Consider the following 17321-nt stretch of genomic DNA (forward strand, 5'->3'; position numbering starts at 1 on the left):
CTTTAAACCAGCCATTAGCCTGCCTAGGATGCAAGCATTCGCCAAGGAATATTTGCATGTACACACCGCGCGCCTTTGCCCTCGATGATTTGCCCGAAATCCAGCAACTGATCCAGCACACTCGCCTGGCACAGCTTGTGACCGTTGGTGAGCAAGGCTTGCTGGCCAGCCACTTATCGCTGTTGCTTAACCCCGATGAGGGCGCGAACGGCACGCTGTACGGGCACCTGGCCAAAGCCAATCCTCAGTGGAGGGATTTGCAGAACGGTAGCGAAGCCCTGGTCATTTTTGCCGGTGCCGAGGCCTATATCAGCCCGGCGTTTTACCCAGCCAAGGCCGAGCACGGCAAAGTGGTGCCCACCTGGAACTACATCGCGGTGCACGCCTATGGCACACCTGAGGTGTTCAGCGACGCCGAGCGCTTGCTCAGCGTGGTCACGGCGCTGACGGATCGCCATGAAGAAGGGCGCGCCCAGCCCTGGAAAGTCAGCGACGCCCCGGCTGACTACATTGACGGCATGCTCAAGGCCATCGTCGGCTTCGCCCTGCCGGTGGAGCGCCTGATCGGCAAACGCAAACTCAGCCAGAACCGCAGCCCGGCCGACATGGCTGGCGTACGCGAAGGCCTGGCCGCCAGCCCCGACGTGCGCGACCAGACCCTCGCCCGCTTTATTCCCCAAGGAGCTTCTGAATGAGCCCGATCGACATCCGCCCCGTCACCGCCGCCGACCACGCCGCGTGGTTGCCGTTGTGGCAGGCATATTTGACGTTCTACAACACCGAACTGCCGGACGCTGTGAGCCAAAGCACGTGGCAACGCCTGATCGACGCCAACGAGCCGACCCATTCGGCGCTGGCCTGGCAGGATGGCAAGGCGGTGGGCATGGTCAACTTCATCTACCATCGTTCCAACTGGAGCATCGAAAACTCCTGCTACCTGCAGGATCTGTTGGTGGATCCGGCCCAACGCGGCACCGGTGTCGGCCGCAAGCTGATCGAATTCGTCTACACCACCGCCAAGGCCGATGGATGTGCCAAGGTGCACTGGCTGACCCACGAAACCAACGCCACCGCGATCCAGCTGTACGAACGCATCGCCGAACGCCCGGGTTTCATCCAATTTCGCAAAGGCCTTTAAGGAGCGCAGCATGTCCACTTCTCTCGCCGACTGGAAAGGCGTCCCGGCACCGACCGTGCAACTGCTTGAAGGGCGTTTTATCCGCCTGGAAAAACTCGACCCCACGCGCCATGGCGATGATTTATTTCAAGCGCTGCAAGGTCCCAATGCCGACCCGAAACTGTGGGATTACTTGCCCTACGGCCCATTCCCGGAGCGCAGCGCCTTCAATGACTGGCTGAACAACCACGCGGCCCACAAAGACCCGTATTTCTTCAGTGTGATCGACCGCGTCACCGGCCAGGTTCAGGGTCTACTCAGCCTGATGTCCATCGTCCCCGAGCAAGGTCGCATTGAAATCGGCCACGTCACCTTTGGCGCGCCGATGCAGCGCTCGCCGAAAAGCACCGAGGCGGTATACCTGCTGGCCAAATACGCGTTCGACCAAGGCAACCGCCGCCTGGAGTGGAAGTGCAACAACGCCAATGGCCGTTCCAAATACGCAGCCGAGCGATTGGGGTTCAGCTTTGAGGGCGTGTTCCGCCAGCACACAGTGGTGAAAGGCAAGAACCGGGATACCGCGTGGTACTCGATCATCGATTCGGAGTGGCCGAAGATTGAGGCGGGTTTTGAGGAGTGGTTGTCGCAGGCCAATCAGAGCGGTGACGGGCAGGTGAAAAGCCTGGCGCAGTGCCGGGCCTGATGATGTAGAGGATTGTTCCCACAGGGGTGGGAACAGTCGCGTCAAAGATCGCGCCGAACCTTCACCACGCCCATCCTCAACCCGAACGGCCTGAACACCGCATTCAGCGACTTCAGGGTCTGATTGCCCTCGCCATGCTCGATATGCACCAAGGTCCGCACCGAGATTTTGCACATCCTGGCAAATTGGCTTTGGTGCAGGCCAGTGACTTCGGTGCGCAGACGGCGTACGGCGTCGCCTATCTCAAGCGAACCATTGGTTAGGCCTTGTTCAATACTCTCAATGACGCGCGCCCGCTGATCAATCGAAAGGCTCATCTCAACCCCCAGGTTTTCAAGCGCTGATCAAGGTCACGCAAGCCAATTTGTGGATGGTTCAAGGTGACTTCCGGTAGACCGCTGGCAACCAGGATGTCGGGTAGTGCTCGTAGGTGTTCTGCATCTTGGCGCAGGCGTTCAAAGGCCAGTGCAGGATCGACAAATTGCGAAAGGGCATCACAAACGCCACGCCAATCAACCTCACCTGCCAACTCCAATGAGCGCGGCCATTTGGTCGAGCGGCTGATGCCTGCGTCATCCATGACCATAGGCGCCAGATCGTAAATTGGAGCCAGACGCAGGCTGTCATCACCGCGGATGATCGAGATGTTGCGCCCGTGATTGTCTGAATTACCCAAAATCTTGTTCAGCAAATCGCGGCGCAAGTACTCGGCTACGAGGTCAGTCACCTGCTCATCCTGGCCCGCTGCGCGCCAAAACCCGACTAGCATTTCCAGCACACTCATATGGTTCATGCCAGCGGCGTCAACTGCTATACCCGACAATGAGAATATCGACTCGACCGCTAAACGTTTGACCCCTTGGGCACCGACACTGCGGTCGAATCGATGCATCCATAAGCTCGGTTTAATCCCGTCGGCGTCCTCAAGCGTCAGGCCCTCGGCCGCGACGGTATCAATTCCAAGCGCCTGAATGGCCTTGTAATAGTGGTACTCACTTCGAAGGATGTCTTGGTCGCTTTGCAAACCCTTGTTTCGGGAAAACTTGACAAACCAGTGCTGGCTCACCTGCTCATCGGCCAGCACAGCATCGGGATACAGCAGTCCTTCACGGCTTTGCGCCAGCAACAATTTAGGCGCTTCCCCCCCCGCGCCGGTAGCACCGCCAATCGCGGCGCCCTCCTCGTAAGCGTACTCAAGAAAGCGATTGTCGCGCCCCACTACCTCTTTTCGCTCGAACCCTATCGCTCGCCGCCCATCTTCTGTCTGGAGGGCTTCCTTGACGCGCATATGGCCAACGGGCGCGGGTGTACTGCGCGCCAGCAGAAATAGATCCTCTCTGATTCCGTCAGGTTTATCCTGCCCAATTCGCGCCATAAGAAAGCGCTTTGCGTCGCCAGCGGGTGCGATGTCATACAGAAAGGCAGGGGCTTGTTTTAGCGCTCCCTGCTCCCAGTTCAACGGCACTCTTGCACTGACCGCCTTGGCAAACAGGGTTTCAATCTGCTCGTAATGGCTGACCAAATAGTCAGACTCGTAGCCAAAACGACACGGGCTGTCGAAGCCTTTTTGCGGCTCGGCAAAATCCAAGGTCATCGCATCCTGCCAACGGCCCGTTTCAAAAACCTGGAGGGTGAGCCTGAGAGGGGTGTCTATTGGCAATTTAATGCACCTGGAAGTCAAGGTTCGTCACTTAAACTGCAATATAGTGCATAGAATCAAAGAAAGCTGCCTAAAAAACGCAATAAAATGCAAATCCATCAACCGCTAAGCTCAAGGCGGCCAATAACAGATGCGTTTTAATCGCGCCGCACTAGAGACAACTCTCGCAAACCAGAGGTCGGTAGCCTGACAGTTATCGCCTCGCCATCTCGCTAAATTCCCGGCCTCATTCATCAGAGGTTGGGAATTCATGCCCTTTACACAGCACAGACTTGCATTTGTCATCGCCCTCGCCCTCAGCGCCGCCAGCCTTCAATCCGCGCAAGCGCGAGGCGATATCGAATACACGCCCTACATGTTTCAACCCTACGATGCGCTGCCAGATGAGTGGTTTGACGAGCCCGAAATCGAAGCCGCCCCACTCGATAGCTACCTCACCCAGAGAGCCACCTCGCACAATGGCTTGCAAGTGGCCGAGGTGCTGGAGCCCGCGCTGATAAGGTTACTTGAGTCCGGGGAGCTGACCTCCGAGGAAATCAAAGCCCTGGAAAAATTTGGCGATGCGCTGGATAAGCAACCCGGTGGGATCGGCGCAAGCCTTGAGCAATTGGCCGGTAGCCAGAACGCCAACCTCGCTGGCGCAACGCAAAACACCACGCAGCAACTGAGTAACCAATTGCTCTCGACGCTGCGCACGCTGCCCGCTGACGACGACGGTCACTTCTGGGTGCAGGGCGTGGGCAACGGCGGCAGCCTCGACAAACAAGGCGGCAGCGCCGGCCTGAAACACGATACCCACGGTCTGTTGTTGGGTGCCGACTGGGCACTGGATCATGCTTGGCGGGTTGGGGTCATGGGCGCCAAATCCAGCAGCAATCTCAATGCACAACGCTTCTCCGCCGACCTGGACAGCTGGCACCTGGGGGGTTATGCCGTGCGTACGGACGGGCCACTGGCCCTGCGCCTGGGAGCGATCTACAGCGACCATGCCGGCCGGAACAAACGTAACGTCAACCTGCTCGACTACAAGGAGCAGCTAAAGGGCAGCTACAACGCTCAAAGCCAAACCCTGTTCTCCGAGCTGGGCTATCAACTGGGCAGCACCGATGTCAGCGTCGAGCCCTTCGCTGGCATCGGCTTCCAACGCTACCACCGCGACAGTTTCAAGGAAACGGGAGGTTTGACGGCGTTGAACGTGGGCGCGCAAACCCAACAAAACCTGAGCAGCACCTTCGGCCTGCGCCTGGCAACGGTGTATCGGTTCGATAGGCAGATCAGCCTCACCCCTCACCTCAGCACAGGCTGGAAGCACCTCTACGGCGAAGTCGACAGCAAAGTCCGCCATTCCTACCGTGCCCTGCCAGGACTGATAGACGGCTTCACCGTCAAGGGCACCTCGCTCGACCGCAATAGCCTGGACCTGCAAGCCGGCCTGGACCTCGCGTTGTCGACACAACACACCTTAGGCCTGACCTACAGCGCCCAAGCCGGTACAAACAGCCGTAACCAAGGCTTGATGGGCCAATGGAGGATGAGCTTCTAACCCGGTCAAATTTCGGGCAAAAAAAAGGGGAGCACCTGCCCCCCCGAGGATTAAACGGTCGTGTCGAAGGCTGTATCAGCCTTCGATTTCAATCAGGATTTCGCCAGGGTTGACCCGGTCGCCCTTGGCCACATGAACGGCGGCCACCTTGCCGGCAATCGCTGCCTGCACTTCGGTTTCCATCTTCATGGCTTCGGTGATCAGCACGGCCTGGCCGGCCTTGACCACGTCGCCTTCCTTGACCAGCACGTCTACGATATTGCCCGGCATTGCGGTGCTGACATGACCCGGCGCAGTGGCGTGCTTGCGCTTGCTGCCGCCGGCGCTGACAAACTCGTTGAGCGGTTCGAACACCACTTCTTCCGGCATGCCGTCGATGGACAGGTAGAAGTGACGCTTGCCTTCAGCCTTCACGCCCACACCGGTGATGTCCACGCGGTAGCTTTCACCGTGCACGTCGATGACGAACTCGGTCGGCACGCCTTCGCCACCGGCACGGGCCACGCCGCCGGCTTCAGGAATCGGCAACAGCACTTCCGGCGTCAGGGTGCCGGCGTCGCGTTCTTCGAGGAACTTGCGCCCGATGTCCGGGAACATGGCGTAGGTCAGCACGTCTTCTTCGGACTTGGCCAACGCGCCGATTTCGCCGCGCAGCTTGGTCATTTCCGGCTTGAGCAGGTCGGCCGGGCGTACGTCGATCACTTCTTCACTGCCGATGGCCTGGCGGCGCAACTTCTCGTTCACGGTGCCAGGCGCCTTGCCGTAGCCGCCTTGCAGGTAGAGCTTCACTTCGTTGGTGATGGTCTTGTAGCGCTCGCCGGCCAGCACGTTGAAGAACGCCTGGGTGCCGACGATCTGAGAGGTCGGCGTCACCAGAGGCGGGAAGCCGAGGTCTTCACGTACGCGCGGGATTTCGGCCAGCACTTCGCTCATGCGATTGAGTGCGCCCTGCTCCTTCAACTGGTTGGCGAGGTTGGAAATCATCCCACCCGGCACCTGGTTGACTTGCACACGGGTGTCGACGGCGGTGAATTCGCTTTCGAACTGGTGGTATTTCTTACGCACGGCGTAGAAGTACAGACCGATTTCCTGCAGCAGTTCCAGGCTCAGGCCGGTGTCGAATTCGCTGCCTTTAAGGGCGGCGACCATCGACTCGGTCCCTGGGTGGCTGGTGCCCCAGGCGAAGCTGGAAATGGCGGTGTCGATGTGGTCGGCACCGTTTTCGATGGCCTTGAGCTGGCACATCGCGGCCAAACCAGCCGTGTCATGGGAGTGGATGAAGATCGGCAGGGCCTGCTCGGCCTTCAGCGCCTTGACCAGTTCGCCGGTGGCATATGGCGTCAGCAGACCGGCCATGTCCTTGATCGCGATGGAATCGCAACCCATGGCTTCCAGTTGCTTGGCCTGGGCCACGAACGCTTCAACGGTGTGCACCGGGCTGGTGGTGTAGGCGATGGTGCCTTGGGCATGTTTGCCGGCGGCTTTCACCGCTTCGATGGCCACGCGCAGGTTACGCACGTCGTTCATGGCGTCGAAGATGCGGAATACGTCGATGCCATTAACGGCGGCCTTGGCCACGAATGCCTTGACCACGTCGTCACTGTAGTGGCGGTAGCCCAGCAGGTTCTGGCCGCGCAGCAGCATTTGCAGGCGGGTGTTGGGCAACGCGGCGCGCAGTTTGCGCAGGCGCTCCCACGGGTCTTCTTTCAGGAAGCGCACGCAGGCGTCGAAGGTCGCGCCGCCCCAGACTTCCAGGGACCAGTAGCCGACTTTGTCGAGCTTGTCGCAGATCGGCAGCATGTCGTCGGTGCGCATGCGGGTCGCGAGCAACGATTGGTGGGCGTCGCGCAGGATGGTGTCGGTGACAAAGATTTTCTTGGACATTGTTGTATTCCTCACAGGCCTGCGTGGGCGGCGATGGCGGCGGCGATGGCCAGGGCCAGCTCTTCGGGTTTGCGCTTGATCGAGTAGTTGGTCAGTTCAGGGTGGGCTTCAACGAAGCTGGTGTTGAACTGGCCGCTGCGGAATTCCGGGTTGCGCAGGATTTCCTGGTAATAGGCGGCGGTGGTCTTCACGCCTTGCAGGCGCATGTCGTCCAGGGCACGCAGGCCACGGTCCATGGCTTCTTCCCAGGTCAACGCCCACACCACCAGTTTCAGGCACATGGAGTCGTAGAACGGCGGGATGGTGTAGCCGGTGTAGATCGCCGTGTCGGTGCGCACGCCAGGACCGCCGGGCGCGTAGTAACGGGTGATCTTGCCAAAGCTCGGGAGGAAGTTGTTTTTCGGGTCTTCGGCGTTGATACGGAACTGCAACGCGAAGCCACGGTGCTGGATGTCTTCCTGTTTCACCGACAGCGGCAGGCCCGAGGCGATGCGGATTTGTTCGCGGACGATGTCGATCCCGGTTATTTCTTCGGTGATGGTGTGTTCCACCTGCACGCGGGTGTTCATCTCCATGAAGTACACCTCGCCCTCGGCGAGCAGGAACTCCACGGTGCCGGCGTTCTCGTAGCCCACCGCCTTGGCGGCACGTACCGACAGGTCGCCGATGTAGGCGCGCTGTTCCGGTGTCAGTTGCGGGCTTGGAGCGATTTCAATGAGCTTCTGGTTACGACGCTGGATCGAGCAATCGCGCTCGAACAGGTGCACCACGTTGCCGAAGCTGTCACCGAGGATCTGCGCCTCGATGTGCTTGGGGTTGACGATGCACTTTTCCAGGAACACTTCCGCCGAACCGAAGGCCTTGGTAGCTTCGGAGATGACACGCGGGAAGGCTTGTTCAAGTTCTTCGCGGCTGTTGCAGCGACGGATACCACGGCCACCACCACCGGAGGTGGCCTTGAGCATCACCGGGTAACCGATGCGGTCGCCTTCGGTGAGTGCTTCGTGGATGTCCGCAACGTTACCTTCGGTGCCCGGCGTGACCGGCACACCGGCCTTGATCATGCTGCGTCGCGCTTCGGTCTTGTCGCCCATGCGGCGAATCACTTCCGCCGACGGGCCAATGAATTTGATGCCACGTTCGGCGCAGATGTCCGCCAGTTCGGCGTTCTCCGACAAAAAGCCGTAGCCGGGATGCAGCGCATCACAACCGGTTTCCACCGCCAGGTTCACCAGCTTGCGCGGGTTCAGGTAGCCAGCCAGCGGCTCTGCACCAATGCTGTGGGCTTCGTCGGCACGCTTGACGTGCAACGCGTGGCGGTCGGCGTCGGAGTAGACCGCGACCGAGCGAATGCCCATCTCGGCGCAGGCACGCACGATTCGTACGGCAATTTCACCACGGTTGGCGATCAGGATCTTTTTTATCACTTGGAAATTCCCTTGAGCCGATTGCTGCGTTTTTTGACCCGCTGGATCCGGGTCGGCGCGTGACCAAATGTTTCATGACAGTCGCGAGACACACACTAAGCCCGCAGAGGGATTAACAAAAATCAATAATTATTGGGTCGTGCATAAGTAAAGACTTATAGTTGACCTCATCAAGTTCGGCGGGAGTGTGCTAAAAATGCGTAAGTCATTGATGCGTATGACATTGCGTCAATTGCAAATCTTCAATGAAGTGTGCGATTTGCGCTCCTACAGCCGCGCTGCCGAGGAAATGTCCCTCACACAACCCGCCGTTAGCCTTCAAATTCGCCAGTTGGAAGAGCTGATCGGGCAGCCGCTGTTCGATTATGTCGGCAAAAAGCTCTACATGACCGAGGCCGCTGAAGCCTTGCAGCGGGCGAGTCGCGACATTTTCGGGCGCCTGGAAAACCTCGATATGCAGCTGTCGGACATGCAGGGTTCGCTGCAAGGCCAGTTGAAGCTGGCGATTGAGTCCAGCGCCAAGTACTTCGTGCCGCACCTGTTTGCCGCCTTCAAGCGCCAGCACCCGGAAGTGCAGTTACACCTCACGGTGGTGAACCGCGCCCAGGTGATCCGCAGGCTTTCGGACAATCGCGATGACTTGGTGATCATGTCCATGGTGCCTCAGGACATGGGCCTGGAATTCCTGCCGTTCCTCAACAACCCGATCGTCGCCGTGGCGCCACCCGATCACCCGCTGAGCCTGCAAGGGCCGCTGCGCCTGCAGGATCTGGAACCCTACACACTGCTAGTGCGCGAACCGGGTTCCGGTACGCGGCTGGCGTGCGAGGAGTATTTCAAGGAGAAACGCGTGCACTTCACCCAGACGGTGGAAGTGGCCTCGGCCGAGGCGCAGCGTGAGTGTGTATGCGCGGGGTTGGGCGTGGCGCTGATGACGCGTCACGCGGTCAACATGGAACTGGCCACCGGCGGGCTCAAGGAGCTGCCGGTGGAAGAGCTGCCGCTGTACCGCAGTTGGTGCCTGGTACAGGCCAAGGCCAAGCGCCTGTCACCGGTAGCCCATGCGTTCCTGGGCTTTATCCGCAGCGAAAGGGTGCAGATCAGCGCGCTGGCTGAGCGTTTCGCTGGGCAGCCGCGGGTGCCTGCCAGTGGAGTTCCGGGTAGTCACTGATGCTCTGGAGCAACTGGCGCTCCTCGCAACGGTCTTCGATTGCGCGACGGAACGCCATGCGGCGTTGGTCTTCCTGCTGACGACGGGTTTTAACGGAGCTGTTGCTGTCTTCGTAGGGCCGGGCCATTTGGAGTCTCCCAATGCGAGTGCGGGGAGTTCAGGATGGCCCTGGGCGATGACGGTTTGGCGGCGCGGGGATTACAAACTGATGAAAGTTTGATCAATCATCCAATGCTTTGACGGACTTGGGCGACAGGCGAAGGCTACGCAAACTGCGCTTCACGCTCTTGAGGTGGTTGACCAGGCTCGGCCCACGCGCCATCGCCACGCCCATCGCCAGCACGTCGATCACCACCAGGTGGGCGATGCGCGAAGTCAGTGGCGTGTAAATCTCGGTGTCTTCATGCACGTCGATCGCCAGATTGACCGTAGACAGTTCCGCCAACGGCGTCTGGCTCGGGCACAGGGTGATCAGCGACGCACCGCTTTCACGTACCAGGTTGGCGGTGATCAGCAGGTCTTTGGAGCGCCCCGACTGGGAAATGCAGATGGCCACGTCCGTAGGCTTCAAGGTCACCGCCGACATGGCTTGCATGTGCGGGTCGCTGTAGGCCGCGGCGGTGAGCAGCAAACGGAAGAATTTGTGCTGGGCATCGGCAGCCACCGCGCCCGAAGCACCAAAGCCATAGAACTCGACACGCTGGGCCTGGGACATGGCGGTCACGGCCTTTTGCAACTCCACCGGGTCGAGCTTCTCGCGCACTTCCATCAGGGTGTGCAAGGTGGTGTCGAAGATTTTCAGGCTGTAGTCGGCGACGGAGTCGTCTTCATGGATCGCAAATTGGCCGAAGCTGGCTCCAGCGGCCAGGCTTTGCGCCAGCTTGAGTTTCAAGTCCTGGAACCCGGAGCAACCAATAGCGCGGCAGAAGCGCACGATGGTCGGTTCGCTGATGCCCACGCTGTGCGCCAGGTCGGCCATGGAACTGTGCATCACAGCCGCAGGGTCAAGCAGCACGTGATCGGCAACCTTGAGTTCCGATTTGCGTAACAGGTGGCGCGACTGGGCGATATGTTGCAACAGGTTCAAAGGGCAGGACTCTTGTTATGGGCAGGGCCAGGGATGTAGCAAGCTTGTAGTTATACTACAAGAATTGTCGTTTTGCCCGTCCGACGCATCACTAAATCGCCCTGCTCCCCTTTGAATCTAAGGGCGGCCAAGTTGTAGCCACAGGGGCGCCCCAGGCATCACTAGGGAAAATCTGCATTTTTCCGTAACAAATCTGCCAGCCCTTCGGCCTGCATCGGCCGACTGATCAAATAGCCCTGCACTTCGTCACAACGCTCACCGCGCAGGAAATCCAACTGCTGCTGATCTTCCACGCCTTCAGCCACCACCTTGAGCGCAAGGCCGTGGGCCATAGCGATAATGGCGCGGGTGATAGCGGCGTCTTCACGCCCCTGGCCCAGCCCACGGATGAAGGTCTGGTCGATCTTCACGTAGTCCACGGGAATGCGCTTGAGGTAGCTGAGGGACGAATAACCGGTGCCGAAATCGTCGATCGCCAGCTTCACGCCCAGGTCCCGCAGTTGCTGGAAGGTCGCGATGATGTGTTCGACGCTGTCGAGCAATTGGCTTTCGGTCAGCTCCAACTCCAAGTACTGCGGATCCAGGCCGGTCTCTTCGAGCACCTGGCGCACCAGGCTGACCAGCTTGCCCTGGCGCAGCTGATGCACCGACAGGTTCACTGACACCCGGATCGGCGCCAGGCCCTGGCGCTGCCATTCACACGCCTGCCAGCAGGCCTCGCGCAGCACGAACTCGCCCAGCGGCACGATCAGGCCGGTCTCTTCGGCCAGGCCGATAAAGTCTCCCGGCGGCACCATGCCCCACTGCGGATGCTCCCAGCGGATCAACGCTTCAGCGGCATTCAACTTGCCGGTGGCCAGGCACAGTTTCGGCTGATAGAACACCGTGAGCTGGCGCTCCTCAATGGCTTTGCGCAAGTGGTTTTCCAGTTGCAAACGCTCCAGCGTGCTGGCTTGCAGGCTGTCGGTGTAGAACTGGAAGTTATTGCCGCCCAGGTGCTTGGCATGCTGCATGGCCATGTTGGATTGGCTGACCAGTGCGGAAATCTCCCGCGCATTGTCCGGCAACAGGCTGACGCCCATCGAGGCACTCACCACCAGCTCATGCCCTTCCACCGTCACCGGCACCCGAAGTTTGGCCAGCAGTCGCGTGGCGACCCGCGCCAGGCTCGACAGGTTGCCGTAGGCGTCGAACAGTACGGCGAACTCATCCCCGGACAGACGAGCGATAGTGTCAGCCTCGGGTAACGCATTGATCAGGCGACGCGCCATTTTTTGCAGCAGTTGGTCGGCGACTTCATGACCCAGGCTGTCATTGAGCAGCTTGAAGCGGTCGAGGTTGATGTGCAGCAGCGCCAGGCTACGCCCGCCCTGGCGGACCCGCTGGTGGGCCTCGCGCAGCCGTTCGCGGAACAGCGAGCGGTTGGCCAGGCCGGTCAATTCGTCGTAATGCGTGAGGTAGCGCATGCGCTCTTCGGACTCACGTCGCGCCGAGAGATCGGCGAAGAAGCCCACGATGTGGCTGACGTTTCCCCGGATATCGCGCACCACATTCAATTGCAGCCACTGCGGGTACAGCTCGCCGTTCTTGCGCGTTTCCACCAGCTCACCCTGCCAAGTGCCGTGGCTGAGCAACGCCTGGCGGATCACCGGGAAGTGGCGACGTGCATCGCGGCTGCTGGGCAGTTCGACCACATTGCGGCCGATCATGTCGTCGGTTTCAAAGCCGGTGACACGACTAAACGCCTGGTTGACCGCAATCAGCTTGTAGTCGGGGTCAAGGATCACGATGCCTTCGCTGGCGGCCTCGAATACCGTCGATGCCAAACGCTGCTGTTCTTCCAGGGCCTTGCCGGCAGTGATATCGCGGCGTGTACCGAGCATGCGCGTCACCCGCCCACTGGGCGCGCGCTCTACGGCGCGGCCACGGTCTTCGATCCACACCCAGTGCCCATCGCCGTGGCGCACGCGGTATTCCACCAAGTAGTCCTCGCTGCGACCCTTAAGGTGTTCCACCAAGGCACGCTTGAGCAGCGGCAGGTCTTCGGGATGCAGGCGCGGCTTGAGGTGGCTGAGCATCGCCGTGACGTATTCCGGCTCCAGGCCGAACAGTTCCTTGAGCTGCGTGTGATGGACTTCGTCGGTTTGCAGGTTCCAGTCCCACAGGCCCAACTCACTGGCCTGCAGGGCCATGGCCAGGCGCGCTTCGCTTTTATTCAGGGCCAGGCTGGCAGCGTCCAGCTCCTGGCTGCGTTGGGCCACACGGTCTTGCAGGCCGATCTGGGCTTCGCGCAGTTCTTGCTCGACCTGACGACGTTGTTCAACTTCGCGCACCAACTCCTGATTGAGCTGCTCGCTGCGCTGTTGTGCCTGTTGCAGATGCTCGATCAGCGCCTGATTCTGAAAACGGCGCAGCAGCCCGCGCTGGATCAGGCGATTGACCTGCCACGCCACCAGGCTCAAGGACGCCAGCAGGATCAGGCCAAGCACGCCCCAACCGCGCTGCTGCGGATCGCCCGTCCAGAACAAATAGACGATAGCCGGCACCAGGCACGGCAAGGCAAACGACAAGAACGCCGGCAAGCTCACGGCATAGGCCACGCTGGCCGACAGCGTCGCCGCGCCGATCAGGCCGAACACCCAGGCCTGTTGCATGAAGCTGTCCACCGGCACCAGCGCGATGGCGGCCGTAGCCAAGGTCAGGCCGCTGACGGCCGAGCCGAGCATGAACATACGCCGCCACACCGGTTGGGCCTGGCGACTGGGCATGGCCGAATCGAACGCCGCCACTTGGATCACGCGCATCGCCACCAGGGCCAGCAGCCAGACCAGCCAGATGCTGTCCAGCATGTATTGCTTGGGGTTCCACAACAGCCAGGCGCAGACCAGGCCATTGACCAGCATCAACAGGGTCGGCAGCAGCGAGCCTTGATACAGCAGGCGCGTACGCTCGACCGCCATCTCCGTGGCGTAGTGTTTGCGAAGAACCTGCGCGGGGGCCGCTGAGGGGCCGAGCAGGTCAGTGCTGAGGGTCATAGGCAGTGTTCTTATAATGGTGAGCCCGAAACGTCGACGGAGCATACACAAGCAAGCGCCTGGGCCAAACTGCTCTGCGTCATAAAAACTGCACGGTCGCGCAGCGCAAACTTCCGGGCCAGACGGCTTGAGCGAGACGCCGCGCGGGCTGTGGCCATTGACCGACCGGTCATCAGCCTGGCGGTTTTCCGTCGACCACCCGGCATTGGTATTTGCCCCACTCCCCCGGGCACCCTAGAATGCGCCGATGCGCGATGATCTCTCCCTTTTGCTGAACTCCCTCAACGATGCCCAACGCCAGGCCGTAGCGGCCCCCGTTGGCCGTCAGTTGGTCCTGGCCGGTGCTGGCTCCGGTAAAACCCGAGTGCTGGTGCACCGTATCGCCTGGTTGATCCAGGTCGAAAACGCGTCCCCGCATTCCATCCTGTCGGTGACCTTCACCAACAAGGCCGCTGCCGAGATGCGCCACCGCATCGAACAGTTGATGGGCATCAGCCCGGCCGGCATGTGGGTAGGCACCTTCCACGGCCTGGCGCACCGCCTGTTGCGGGCGCACTGGCAGGAGGCGGGCCTGGCCCAGACCTTCCAGATCCTCGACAGCGATGACCAACAGCGCCTGGTCAAGCGCGTGATCCGCGAGCTCGGCCTCGACGAACAGCGTTGGCCAGCGCGCCAGGCGCAATGGTTCATCAACGGCCAGAAAGACGAAGGCCTGCGCCCGCAACATATCCAGGCCAGCGGCGATTTGTTCCTGGCCACCATGCGCAGCATTTATGAAGCCTACGAGGCTGCCTGCGTGCGCGCCGGGGTCATCGACTTCTCCGAGCTGCTGCTGCGCGCCCTCGACCTGTGGCGCGACAACCCAGGCCTGTTGGCCCATTACCAGAAACGCTTCCGCCACATCCTGGTGGACGAGTTCCAAGACACCAACGCCGTGCAGTACGCCTGGTTGCGCCTGCTGGCCAAGGGCGGTGACAGCCTGATGGTGGTGGGCGACGACGACCAGTCGATCTACGGCTGGCGTGGCGCGAAAATCGAGAACATCTATCAGTATTCCGAAGACTTCCCGGACGCGGTGACCATCCGCCTGGAACAGAACTATCGCTCCACCGCCGGGATCCTCAAGGCCGCCAACGCCTTGATCGCCAATAACACCGGGCGCCTGGGCAAAGAGCTGTGGACCGACGGCGGCGAAGGCGAGGCGATCAACCTGTACGCCGCGTTCAACGAGCACGATGAAGCGCGTTACGTGGTGGAAACCATCGAAAGCGCGCTGAAGACCGGCTTGGCGCGCAGCGACATCGCGATTCTGTACCGTTCCAACGCCCAATCGCGGGTCTTGGAAGAAGCCTTGCTGCGCGAGCGCATTCCGTACCGCATCTATGGTGGCCAGCGCTTCTTCGAACGTGCGGAAATCAAGAACGCCATGGCTTACCTGCGCTTGCTGGAAGGCCGCGGCAACGATGCGGCGCTGGAGCGGGTGATCAACATCCCGGCGCGTGGCATCGGCGAGAAAACCGTCGAAGCGATTCGTGACCATGCGCGCCATGCCGATGTGTCGATGTGGGAAGCCATGCGCTTGCTCATCGTCAACAAAGGCCTGACCGGCCGCGCAGCCGGCGCTTTGGGCGTGTTTGTCGAGCTGATCGAGAACCTGGCGGCCAAGTGCGCGGAAATGCCGTTGCACCTGATGACCCAGACGGTGATCGAACAGTCCGGGCTGATCGCTTACCACGAAGCGGAAAAAGGCGAGAAAGGCCAGGCCAGGGTAGAAAACCTTGAAGAACTGGTGAGCGCCGCCCGTGCGTTCGAAAACACCGAGGAAGACGAGGAGCTGACCCCGCTGGCCGCATTCCTCGGTCATGCCTCGCTGGAAGCCGGCGATACTCAGGCGGATGAGCATGAAGACAGCATCCAGCTGATGACCTTGCACAGCGCCAAGGGCCTGGAATTCCCCTATGTGTTCCTGGTGGGCATGGAAGAAGGCCTGTTCCCGCACAAGATGAGCCTGGAAGAACCCGGCCGGCTTGAGGAAGAACGCCGCCTGGCCTACGTGGGCATCACCCGCGCCATGCAGAACCTGGTGATGACCTACGCCGAGACCCGACGCCTGTACGGCAGCGAGACCTACAACAAGGTGTCGCGCTTCGTACGTGAAGTGCCGAAGGGTCTGATCCAGGAAGTGCGCCTGTCCAACAGTGTCAGCCGCCCGTTCGGTGGTGGCCAGCAGCAGAGCGCCAGCACCTTGTTTGCCGGTTCCGAGATTCCGGAAACCCAGTTCAGCCTTGGCCAGCAGGTAAGGCACTCAGTGTTTGGCGAAGGCGTGATCCTCAATTTCGAGGGCGCGGGCGCCCAGGCGCGAGTGCAGGTGAATTTCGCCGAAGGCAGCAAATGGCTGATGATGGGTTACGCGAAGCTCGAAGCCATCTGAAACACTGCACCTTTATTGTAGGAGCCCGGCTTGCCGGCGATAGCGGCCTTAAGATTGCTATCGCCGGCAAGCCGGGCTCCAAAAGGTGAAGAATCGCGCCCCTCCCTTGTTTTTTACCCGCTCGGGCCAATATCTGTAATTAGTCCTACAGACCCTTCTGAATCGATCTTACGCAAAAGCCCGAAACATTATGTCGCTAGCCACTGTCACTCCACCTGTGCAACATGGCGCGCGTGCAATCCACAAATGGGAATTCCCTTTATGAAACGTTTTCTTAGCATCGCCATGGCGTTGTGCATCGGCCTGACGATGAGCATCGACGCCAACGCCAAACGCTTCGGTGGCGGCAAAAGTTCCGGTGCGGCACCGACTCACCAGACCAGCCAAATGGCTCCATCCGCCGGCGGCATGGGCGGTGCAGCCGCGACCGCAGGCGCAGCCGGTGCTGCTGGCGCCGCTGCCAAGGCCGGCGGTGCTTCGCGCTGGTTGGGCCCCCTGGCCGGTATCGCCGCCGGTGGCCTGCTCGCTTCCATGTTCATGGGTGGCGGCTTCCAGGGCATGCAGATCTTCGACATGCTGATCCTGGCGGTCATCGCCTTTGTGATCTTTCGCTTTATCGCCGCTCGTCGCCGCAAGCAGCAGGAGCACCTGGCTCCAGCCGGCGCGCCGATGCAACGTGAAGTGTTCGAGCAAAAACCAGCCATGGGTTCGATCTTCGGTGGTTCGGCAGCGCCTGCCGCGGCCCGTCCGGTGATCAACGCGCCGGCCTGGTTCAACGAAGAGCGTTTCGTCGAAGCGGCCCGTAGCCACTTCCAGTCCCTGCAGCAGCACTGGGACGCCAACGAAATGGACAAGATCGCCGAGTTCGTGACCCCGCAACTGCTGGAGTTCCTCAAGCGCGAACGTGCCGACATTGGCGATGCTTTCCAGTCGACCTACATCGACGACCTGCGCGTCCAGCTGGAAGGTGTGGATGACCGCGCCGACAAGACTATCGCCACCCTGACCTTCAGCGGTGTGTCGAAGACCTCGCGTTTCGACCAGGGCGAAGTGTTCAGCGAAAGCTGGAACATGGAACGTGCCCAGGGCGACAACCAGCCTTGGCTGGTCGCCGGTATCCGCCAGAACGGCTGATCCTTGCACGCGTGAGCAAGCAGTTACAAAAAACCCCGGACCTGTCCGGGGTTTTCTATTTCACGGTTGCACTTATAGCGAGCTACTGTATAAAACGCCCCTATAAACCGCGCCATCTAGCAAGAGGAT

General features: G+C 60.6%; 14 protein-coding genes. 7 read left to right on the forward strand and 7 right to left on the reverse strand.

The genetic code is table 11. The annotated features are described in order from the left end of the window. The first annotated feature begins 56 nt into the window (after positions 1-56). Genes RB216_RS29000 through RB216_RS29010 form a run of 3 tightly spaced genes read left to right on the forward strand, consistent with a single transcriptional unit; the run spans position 57 to position 1820 of the window. Entirely contained in the window at positions 57-695 is a 639-nt protein-coding gene (locus RB216_RS29000; RefSeq protein WP_308908155.1) for an FMN-binding negative transcriptional regulator, read from the forward strand. Then, entirely contained in the window at positions 692-1138 is a 447-nt protein-coding gene (locus RB216_RS29005) for a GNAT family N-acetyltransferase (protein ID WP_028618528.1), read from the forward strand. Before RB216_RS29000 ends, RB216_RS29005 begins: the two co-directional genes overlap by 4 nt. A gap of 10 nt (positions 1139-1148) precedes the next feature. Beyond that, positions 1149-1820, forward strand: a complete 672-nt coding sequence (locus RB216_RS29010) for a GNAT family N-acetyltransferase (RefSeq protein ID WP_068937797.1) — start codon at positions 1149-1151, stop codon at positions 1818-1820. 41 nt (positions 1821-1861) lie between these two features. Here RB216_RS29010 and RB216_RS29015 read toward each other — a convergent pair whose 3' ends face one another. Beyond that, the gene (locus tag RB216_RS29015; protein ID WP_025854446.1) at positions 1862-2137 is read right to left on the reverse strand and encodes a helix-turn-helix domain-containing protein; all 276 of its coding nucleotides are present in this window, start codon (positions 2135-2137) and stop codon (positions 1862-1864) included. After that, a complete protein-coding gene (locus RB216_RS29020; protein ID WP_308908908.1) occupies positions 2134-3414 on the reverse strand; it encodes a HipA domain-containing protein in 1281 nt (426 codons plus the stop codon). Before RB216_RS29020 ends, RB216_RS29015 begins: the two co-directional genes overlap by 4 nt. Positions 3415-3730: 316 nt before the next feature. On the opposite strand from RB216_RS29020, the gene RB216_RS29025 reads away from it, so the two are divergent. Next, positions 3731-5023 carry an autotransporter outer membrane beta-barrel domain-containing protein gene (locus tag RB216_RS29025; RefSeq protein WP_308908156.1) on the forward strand — a complete coding sequence of 431 codons (1293 nt, stop codon included), beginning with the start codon at positions 3731-3733 and terminating at the stop codon, positions 5021-5023. 75 nt (positions 5024-5098) lie between these two features. On the opposite strand, the gene oadA is transcribed toward RB216_RS29025, so the two are convergent. Together oadA and RB216_RS29035 are read right to left on the reverse strand one after the other, a co-directional pair. Continuing rightward, positions 5099-6907: a sodium-extruding oxaloacetate decarboxylase subunit alpha gene (oadA, locus tag RB216_RS29030; RefSeq protein ID WP_028618532.1), complete on the reverse strand. Its 1809-nt coding sequence runs from the start codon at positions 6905-6907 to the stop codon at positions 5099-5101. An 11-nt stretch (positions 6908-6918) separates the two neighbouring features. After that, positions 6919-8334, reverse strand: a complete 1416-nt coding sequence (locus tag RB216_RS29035) for an acetyl-CoA carboxylase biotin carboxylase subunit (protein ID WP_016978663.1) — start codon at positions 8332-8334, stop codon at positions 6919-6921. 196 nt (positions 8335-8530) lie between these two features. Here RB216_RS29035 and RB216_RS29040 point away from each other — a divergent pair, with 196 nt between their 5' ends. Beyond that, the gene (locus RB216_RS29040; protein ID WP_028618533.1) at positions 8531-9505 is read left to right on the forward strand and encodes a LysR family transcriptional regulator; all 975 of its coding nucleotides are present in this window, start codon (positions 8531-8533) and stop codon (positions 9503-9505) included. On the opposite strand, the gene RB216_RS29045 is transcribed toward RB216_RS29040, so the two are convergent. From RB216_RS29045 to RB216_RS29055, 3 genes are all read right to left on the reverse strand, one after another. After that, the gene (locus tag RB216_RS29045; RefSeq protein WP_073860054.1) at positions 9435-9632 is read right to left on the reverse strand and encodes a PA3496 family putative envelope integrity protein; all 198 of its coding nucleotides are present in this window, start codon (positions 9630-9632) and stop codon (positions 9435-9437) included. The genes RB216_RS29040 and RB216_RS29045 overlap by 71 nt on opposite strands. Positions 9633-9725: 93 nt before the next feature. Continuing rightward, positions 9726-10592, reverse strand: a complete 867-nt coding sequence (gene hexR, locus RB216_RS29050; RefSeq protein WP_003177007.1) for a transcriptional regulator HexR — start codon at positions 10590-10592, stop codon at positions 9726-9728. A gap of 161 nt (positions 10593-10753) precedes the next feature. Then, positions 10754-13627 (reverse strand): EAL domain-containing protein, encoded by a 2874-nt coding sequence (locus tag RB216_RS29055; RefSeq protein ID WP_308908157.1) that lies wholly within the window; start codon positions 13625-13627, stop codon positions 10754-10756. A gap of 247 nt (positions 13628-13874) precedes the next feature. Here RB216_RS29055 and uvrD point away from each other — a divergent pair, with 247 nt between their 5' ends. After that, a complete protein-coding gene (uvrD, locus tag RB216_RS29060; protein WP_028618536.1) occupies positions 13875-16058 on the forward strand; it encodes a DNA helicase II in 2184 nt (727 codons plus the stop codon). A 261-nt stretch (positions 16059-16319) separates the two neighbouring features. Next, a complete protein-coding gene (locus RB216_RS29065) occupies positions 16320-17192 on the forward strand; it encodes a Tim44 domain-containing protein (protein WP_028618537.1) in 873 nt (290 codons plus the stop codon). The last annotated feature ends 129 nt before the right edge of the window (positions 17193-17321 follow it).

This window comes from Pseudomonas canadensis (genome assembly GCF_030980095.1).
Lineage (GTDB): Bacteria > Pseudomonadota > Gammaproteobacteria > Pseudomonadales > Pseudomonadaceae > Aquipseudomonas > Aquipseudomonas canadensis.

Coding starts and splice junctions, on each gene's coding strand:
- RB216_RS29000 (WP_308908155.1), top strand. CDS start 57: ATGTACACACCGCGCGCCTTTGCCCTCGATGATTTGCCCGAAATCCAG.
- RB216_RS29005 (WP_028618528.1), top strand. CDS start 692: ATGAGCCCGATCGACATCCGCCCCGTCACCGCCGCCGACCACGCCGCG.
- RB216_RS29010 (WP_068937797.1), top strand. CDS start 1,149: ATGTCCACTTCTCTCGCCGACTGGAAAGGCGTCCCGGCACCGACCGTG.
- RB216_RS29015 (WP_025854446.1), bottom strand. CDS start 2,137: ATGAGCCTTTCGATTGATCAGCGGGCGCGCGTCATTGAGAGTATTGAA.
- RB216_RS29020 (WP_308908908.1), bottom strand. CDS start 3,414: ATGACCTTGGATTTTGCCGAGCCGCAAAAAGGCTTCGACAGCCCGTGT.
- RB216_RS29025 (WP_308908156.1), top strand. CDS start 3,731: ATGCCCTTTACACAGCACAGACTTGCATTTGTCATCGCCCTCGCCCTC.
- oadA (WP_028618532.1), bottom strand. CDS start 6,907: ATGTCCAAGAAAATCTTTGTCACCGACACCATCCTGCGCGACGCCCAC.
- RB216_RS29040 (WP_028618533.1), top strand. CDS start 8,531: ATGCGTAAGTCATTGATGCGTATGACATTGCGTCAATTGCAAATCTTC.
- RB216_RS29045 (WP_073860054.1), bottom strand. CDS start 9,632: ATGGCCCGGCCCTACGAAGACAGCAACAGCTCCGTTAAAACCCGTCGT.
- RB216_RS29055 (WP_308908157.1), bottom strand. CDS start 13,627: ATGACCCTCAGCACTGACCTGCTCGGCCCCTCAGCGGCCCCCGCGCAG.
- uvrD (WP_028618536.1), top strand. CDS start 13,875: ATGCGCGATGATCTCTCCCTTTTGCTGAACTCCCTCAACGATGCCCAA.
- RB216_RS29065 (WP_028618537.1), top strand. CDS start 16,320: ATGAAACGTTTTCTTAGCATCGCCATGGCGTTGTGCATCGGCCTGACG.